The sequence below is a fragment of the Pseudomonas sp. F1_0610 genome (genome assembly GCF_047470865.1).
In the GTDB taxonomy this organism is placed as follows: domain Bacteria; phylum Pseudomonadota; class Gammaproteobacteria; order Pseudomonadales; family Pseudomonadaceae; genus JAZDRH01.
The window spans coordinates 1-6332 of the sequence record NZ_JAZDRH010000050.1; the positions used below are offsets into that span (position 1 = coordinate 1).

The 6332-nt window shown below is 39.9% G+C and carries 8 protein-coding genes; 2 read left to right on the top strand and 6 right to left on the bottom strand.

Annotated elements, in window-relative coordinates:
- Nucleotides 1-159: 159 nt before the first annotated feature.
- The 5 genes from VQ643_RS15790 to VQ643_RS15810 all read right to left on the bottom strand — a co-directional run bounded on the left by VQ643_RS15790 (nt 160) and on the right by VQ643_RS15810 (nt 4013).
- A complete protein-coding gene (locus VQ643_RS15790; RefSeq protein WP_414201387.1) occupies nt 160-384 on the bottom strand; it encodes a hypothetical protein in 225 nt (74 codons plus the stop codon).
- Between the two features lie 5 nt (nt 385-389).
- Nucleotides 390-884: a hypothetical protein gene (locus VQ643_RS15795; RefSeq protein ID WP_414201389.1), complete on the bottom strand. Its 495-nt coding sequence runs from the start codon at nt 882-884 to the stop codon at nt 390-392.
- Nucleotides 885-1125: 241 nt separating this feature from the next.
- On the bottom strand, nt 1126-1425 hold the full coding sequence (locus tag VQ643_RS15800) for a BspA family leucine-rich repeat surface protein (protein WP_414201391.1): 300 nt from the start codon (nt 1423-1425) through the stop codon (nt 1126-1128).
- A gap of 323 nt (nt 1426-1748) precedes the next feature.
- Nucleotides 1749-2744, bottom strand: coding sequence for a M28 family peptidase (locus VQ643_RS15805; RefSeq protein ID WP_414201393.1), 996 nt, complete (start codon nt 2742-2744; stop codon nt 1749-1751).
- A 63-nt stretch (nt 2745-2807) separates the two neighbouring features.
- Nucleotides 2808-4013, bottom strand: a complete 1206-nt coding sequence (locus VQ643_RS15810) for a hypothetical protein (RefSeq protein WP_414201395.1) — start codon at nt 4011-4013, stop codon at nt 2808-2810.
- Between the two features lie 140 nt (nt 4014-4153).
- Between VQ643_RS15810 and VQ643_RS15815 the strand changes: the two genes are divergently transcribed.
- Nucleotides 4154-4603, top strand: coding sequence for a YcgN family cysteine cluster protein (locus tag VQ643_RS15815; RefSeq protein WP_414201397.1), 450 nt, complete (start codon nt 4154-4156; stop codon nt 4601-4603).
- 22 nt (nt 4604-4625) lie between these two features.
- On the top strand, nt 4626-5183 hold the full coding sequence (locus VQ643_RS15820) for a peptidylprolyl isomerase (protein WP_414201399.1): 558 nt from the start codon (nt 4626-4628) through the stop codon (nt 5181-5183).
- 713 nt (nt 5184-5896) lie between these two features.
- Here the strand turns inward: VQ643_RS15820 and VQ643_RS15825 are convergent.
- The gene (locus VQ643_RS15825; RefSeq protein WP_414201401.1) at nt 5897-6061 is read right to left on the bottom strand and encodes a hypothetical protein; all 165 of its coding nucleotides are present in this window, start codon (nt 6059-6061) and stop codon (nt 5897-5899) included.
- Nucleotides 6062-6332 lie beyond the last annotated feature (271 nt).

The window sequence follows — 6332 nt, forward strand, 5'->3', positions numbered from 1 at the left end:
CACGCCTACACTGTCTTGATAAGCTGCGAGCTTGCAGCCTTCCCACGCTTTAGTAAAAGCAATACCTGCTGTGCTGGTTTTCATATTTCATTTCCTATAGATAATAAAAAACCCGCCGAAGCGGGTTGTTCACTGCAATGTTAGAACTAGCTTGATAAGCTATCTAAACAGTTGTCTAGCATATGCTTGAGCTTCTTTTTGCACAGGTGTATCTGGCTTCATTGTGCTCATTTTTCGGCTAGTATTTGTTGTATTAGCACTACCTTGAGGGGCTAATATGCCTGTTTCTGGGTCTAGCAGAACCTGAAAGAAACCTTCTGGGTTAGTACAGCCTGAGATAAAAATGGGCAGTGATAACGTTAGAATAAGTGCTATCTTTTTCATATCAATTACCACTCACCAGAAAGAAGTTTATCAACAGTCGTCGCATATTGAGAGTATGTAATCTCAGGGTTTGACCCCATAGCATCTTCCCACTTACCAAATGGCTTTGCTGTCATTTGTGCATAAATATTATCCCACATCTCTTCACTATAACGAGGCCCATAGTTAAAAATGAATGTCCACACAGCACCTTTTCTATGATGAACAGGGAGCTTCATCGCTTTTGCCTCATTTTTTGTATAACTCCCTTGAGGGAGCGTATACACTATAAAACTTTTACGCTGACCGTTTGCATAGGCTTGCATTTCATCAAGATCAGCACACTGCACAAGTAATCTGTAAGAATTAAAGCCATTCTCTTGGAAGAAAGCATCTTTGACGAGCACACACTTATCAATTTTAAAGTTATTCCTACCAAACTGCTCTGTTGTGGCATTGACGGTCAGTGGTATAAGAAAAACAAGTAAAATTAAGTTTTTTAGGTATTGTGTATATTTCATGCATTAATCTCTAGTAAATAAGCCAGAAAGCTATCATTGTGCTTAACAAGTTTTCAAAATCAATCTAAACACTTATCTTTTTGAGTATATATTATTTAGCTTATTACTTACCCATGTTTGGTCAATAAAATTCTCTGTTATTATTTACAGATACTTTACTCTTCAGTTGATACAGGACACTCGCCCCACTGTGGTTTAGGTAGGTACCAACTCGTACAGTTTTTATCAAAATCCCGGGGCTTTACGGGGTGTTGCTCATACACCACGTGGATAGATCCTGATTAAAGTTTTCACAGTCCTCAAATATCTGGTACAGGTTGTAAACCTTACGCATTTTCCAGCTTGAAATATCTTGATTAAGAGCCTTACAGCCCATAAACATCATACTTGTAGCGATGACGTTTTCTGTATTCCACTGACTAATGTCGCTATAAAAGAATACGCTGCCTGCAAACATGCCATGCAAGCGTTCAACTTGGCTGATATCCCATTGGCTAAGGTCGCCATTAAACTGGGTAGCGCCATTAAATAAGTCATACATGTGAGAGAGGTTGCTTGTATTCCATGGCAATGACCACTTCAAAAAACTCAGCATCATTTGCTAGCTTAGGTTTAGGCCGACAGCTTAGCCAGCGTGCTTACATTGATTTCTACGCTGAAGAAGCGGTGTAATGTCCATCACAAGCGCTATTATGGTGCACCTAGCGACTGATGATAGAAGAAGGATTAAGTTGTCTAACAATTTTGCGCAGACTCAGTTCTTGTAATAGGCCTTTACTGATCCGGCTCGTTGATCAAAGCTAAGTTCATGCTGTTGTGCCTTGGCTGGCTAGTCAGATGTTGCAGGCAGAATTTGGGCCAGTCCTAGTTTTTATCATAGTTCTGCACCACGGCATACACGCCCTGCACTACTTTTGCCATACGTTGATAGTCAAGTGTAGAAGCGGTATCTGTCAGCTGATGGTAATTATGGTTACGAAAAAACGCCGTATCTGTAACCATAACGGCCTTAATATCAGCATCCCAATAATTACGGTGATCTGAAAAATCAATCACGTTCAATGCCCTAGGTGCATTTAAAGAATGCACGGGTAAATCTGTAGCACCCAGCATTAGCGCTTTCACTTGGCGTGTTTCTGCACTGTCTGACAAACGTCCAATTACACTGATAAAGTTTCCTTGATCTGGATATAATTTACTTAAAAGCTTTAGTGGAAACTGTTGTGAACTTTTCTCGTCACTAAAATAACCTATCATCTCTAAAGCGATCATCAATTTTATCTTCTGCTTAGAATCACTAAGACTACGCGCATGCACTGAACTTCCCATGGCTTGAGTTGCAAAAGCGGGTGGTTCTTCTAATGAATAAGCAATTAGCTGCACAGGGTAAGACGGTGGGTTTTCACTCAATAAGCGCGCTAGCTCCAGTAGCCCAGCTACGCCACTGGCGTTATCGTCAGCACCTGGTGTGTCATGAAATGAGTCATAGTGAGCGCCAACAATTAAAACCTCTCCTTCTTTAGGTCCTAGAGAAGCAATAATATTTCTATAGGCATTACCATCAATATCAAACACCTGCTCTTCGACCGTCAAATTAAGCTGTTTAAAGTGTTTAGCAATGTAATCTGCTGCTGCATTTAAATTATCTAATTCACTATAATTTCTAGGATGTACCGTTTCAGATAAAAAACGGACATGCTGCTCTAGTAATGGCGTATGAACAACAGGCGGCATTGATTTAATTGGCTTAACAAAAGGCTGAGTAATCATACTGCAGCCTGCAACAAGCACTATAAAAACAATACTAAATATTTTCAAACCAATATTTTTCTTCTTAAATTCCATTTTATAATTAGCCATATAGTAATATTTAACCGTAAAGCATAGCCCTTTATAAAAAGGCTATGCTAAAAATTTAACACTTTATTTTACGAGTGAGCTTTCAAATATTTTTAAACGGCCTTTAACAATATTTTCACTAATATCACGCACATCTTTTACAGTAATATTATCTAAACGCATTAAACCTCGTGTCACATTATCTAAATTAAATTCATTTTTGCTACGTGCTTTAATTTCTTTATCTAGTTCAGCAAAAAATAAGGCGGCTCGTTCAACCTTCTGCTCATTCAAACTACCACGCAAGGTGTTCACTTGCTTAGTATCTTCTTTCCATTTTTGAATGCTATGCTGGTAACGATCAGGGGTTATTCCCCCTGAGCGCATAAGCAACTCTAATGAATAAAATTGAGCTAAACCTTGGCTAATCCATTGTTCATCAGCATTACTTGAAAGCTGGGTAAAACTTAAAACCAACTCTTTGAGTAAATCGCTAGTACCACTTTCAGCCACTAATGCTTGATCCGCTGCAAGATAAATAGATTGCGTTAAGCCTTGTGCTTGTTGCTGCATTCCATCACGTGCGCTAACCACTAATAGTTTTTGCGGATCACGCGGAAAAGCGGCCTGTAACTGTGGCCATACGTAAGTCATTAAAGTCATCATATCCATCCGATGAACTTGCTGACCAACTGGAGCGGCAATAGTTACTTCTGTCTCCCCTAGCTTTGCTCTGCGTGAACCTAATTTTCCTGCTGCAATCCAGCCTGTAGGGCGATTAAAACCTGATTGTGCATCCTCAATACGAAACTTATTGGGTCCTACCCGCTTCCAAACGGTTTCAACACTGCGCCATTCTTTAGGTAGCTCGAACTGTACACGTGAAACCACGCTTACTTTAGGCATGGTAATAGCTTCAATAGGAGGAACTAGCGAGTCTCCTTTCATCACCAGCCAATCTTTAGTTATTTTTTCACTGGCATGTTTATTATTTTCTGGTGTGATTGTCACCGTATAACTAAGGCTGTTTTTACCTGCTGCGGGCTGCCATTCACCACGATTATCGTTTAATTGCCAACCACCATCTGCTGTAAAATCGCTATAACGTTGGGCGGATAAAAAGTTAAATATTAAATTAGGCACTGCTGTGCCATCTTCTAGCTTAATAGTCACCCGAGCACTGTTTTGCTCAGGTAAAAACTTCACCTTATAGATGACATCTACAGACTTCGCCCAGCTTGGTGCGGCAATCGCAACCAATACTAAAACCCCTAGTGCTCGCTTTAACATAACAGCTAACCTCATTAGCTTGAGATACATCACACACTAAGACCTAAAAGCCGGCTGACGATTCCCTAAGCAAGTAATAATTTTTATCTGAACTGAATTAAACTTGCTAAACTAATGCTATTTTTCAAGCAAGACTAATTATGGCTGCCATTGTACAACCTTTTTGGAAACGTAAAACACTAGCACAACTCACACATGAGGAATGGGAATCACTTTGTGATGGTTGTGGTTTATGTTGCCTACAAAAACTCGAAGATGACGAAGACGGTGGGATTTACTACACGCGTATTGCCTGTAAATTGCTGGATTTAACTACCTGCAAATGCACTAATTATGAAAATCGGAAAAACTATGTTCCTGACTGCATCCAGCTTACGCCAGAGCATACAGCAGACTTTCATTGGCTACCTAATAGTTGTGCATATCGTTTAGTATCTGAAGGCAAAGATCTACCTATTTGGCACCACCTTATTTGCGAAAACCCTGATGCTGTGCATACTGAACGCATATCCCAAAGCGGACGCATGCTAAGTGAGCAGGATGTTAATGAAAACGATTGGGAACAACACTTAATTTTTCGATCAAACTAAGCTTGATAACAAGGAATTAACTATGCTGAAGAAATTTACTCTATTCGCTAGCACCCTAGCCTTTGCTGGAAGTCTTTATGCAGCTGAAGCGCCTCGCGTGCTACTCACCACAACCTTTGGTGAAATTGAGATTGAGTTAAATGAAGAAAAAGCGCCTATTAGCGTTAAAAATTTTCTGACCTATGTGGATGAAAAACGCTACGACGGCACTATTTTTCATCGTGTAATTCCTAACTTCATGATTCAAGGCGGCGGTTTTGATCAAAACATGAAGCAACAGCCAACAAATGAAGCCATTAAAAACGAAGCTAATAATGGCTTACGTAATGATCGCGGAACTATCGCTATGGCACGCACGCAAATTGTTGACTCTGCTACTAGCCAATTTTTCATTAACGTCAATAACAATGATTTTCTAAACAATGGTAGTCGCGACTTTGGCTATGCTGTATTTGGTAAGGTGGTTCAAGGGATGCCTGTCGTTGATCAAATTACTGCAGTACCTACAGGCCGTGTAAGTGGACATGGTGATGTACCACTTGAGCCTGTTGTTATTATTAAAGCTGAACGTATTAATTAATTCTTCCAAAAGCCTAGTTAAGCTTGCGTATTTTGACTGAGCAGAATACAGAATACTGTTGCAAAGTAGAATAACACGACTATCAGTGTATCTAGCGATCAATGATACCGAGCAGGCTAAAGCTAAAGCATGGCGTCACAAACGGACGGGGTCTGCAAGTGACGTCATAAGACCCTATTACTGGAGTAATATCAGGTTAAGTTTTGCAAAAAACTCTATGCAAACCTGACAGCGCAAAGATTTGCGCGAATGATTGGTTTATTACACATCAGGACAAGATGTGCATCAGATTGTAAGAGCAAATCACCCACGTCATCTGGTGCATACAAGCAAAGCTCTTCTTTCCAGTTACCGCCATTGGTGCGAGTTTTTGCCACAATGATCTCATCATAGTTACGCTCAGAGTCAATCAAATACTGGGGTTCTGTGGTATTTGTGCCATCTGTGATGATTTTACCGATTCGACGATCTTCACCATCGTATTGATACGTTGTGGTTTTTGTACCCTCTGTGACTTTAATTAAGCGATTCGCACTGTTCCAGCCGTATTGAACATTGACACTATTATCATCAGATTTTTTGCTGATAAGATTGCCATTCGCATCCCAACCATAGGTGATTGTTGTGCATGTGCCATCGGTGTTACTGATGGTTTCTGCTAATAACTGATCATTTTTGTTATAGCTGTAAACAGTTTTTTCACCATTTTCAAGCTATGTTAAGCGATTGCCTTGGGCATCATGGGTATAACGAGTTTCGCTTACTTTACCAGCTTTGGTGATTTTCTCTGCCAATAAACGACCTTCAATATCATACTCATAATTGAGCGTGCTCGTTGCGCCATCGATCACTTCTTTGGCTACAACTTTGCGGCCCATATTATCGAGTATGCACTCAAAGCTTGCTAAGGTTTGGTTGCCTTGCTTATGCTAGAGCTTCGTCAGCTGGTTAATGACGTTATAACTGTAAAAACTTTCGCTGCCGTTGGCGCGTTTAATGTGCGTGCGATTACTCACATCACTGTAGCCAAACTGGCGTAAGGCGAAAAAATAAAAATATCCTCTATATTCAAAGAGGATATTTATAGAATAGTTTTTTAATTAAAACTATATTTTAAAATTAGAGTTCAACTTAGCATCTTTATAAATT

Excerpts from the sequence above, each read along its gene's own strand:
- VQ643_RS15790 (WP_414201387.1), bottom strand. The coding sequence starts at position 384 with ATGAAAAAGATAGCACTTATTCTAACGTTATCACTGCCCATTTTTATC.
- VQ643_RS15795 (WP_414201389.1), bottom strand. The coding sequence starts at position 884 with ATGAAATATACACAATACCTAAAAAACTTAATTTTACTTGTTTTTCTT.
- VQ643_RS15800 (WP_414201391.1), bottom strand. The coding sequence starts at position 1,425 with ATGTATGACTTATTTAATGGCGCTACCCAGTTTAATGGCGACCTTAGC.
- VQ643_RS15805 (WP_414201393.1), bottom strand. The coding sequence starts at position 2,744 with ATGGCTAATTATAAAATGGAATTTAAGAAGAAAAATATTGGTTTGAAA.
- VQ643_RS15810 (WP_414201395.1), bottom strand. The coding sequence starts at position 4,013 with ATGTTAAAGCGAGCACTAGGGGTTTTAGTATTGGTTGCGATTGCCGCA.
- VQ643_RS15815 (WP_414201397.1), top strand. The coding sequence starts at position 4,154 with ATGGCTGCCATTGTACAACCTTTTTGGAAACGTAAAACACTAGCACAA.
- VQ643_RS15820 (WP_414201399.1), top strand. The coding sequence starts at position 4,626 with ATGCTGAAGAAATTTACTCTATTCGCTAGCACCCTAGCCTTTGCTGGA.
- VQ643_RS15825 (WP_414201401.1), bottom strand. The coding sequence starts at position 6,061 with ATGGGCCGCAAAGTTGTAGCCAAAGAAGTGATCGATGGCGCAACGAGC.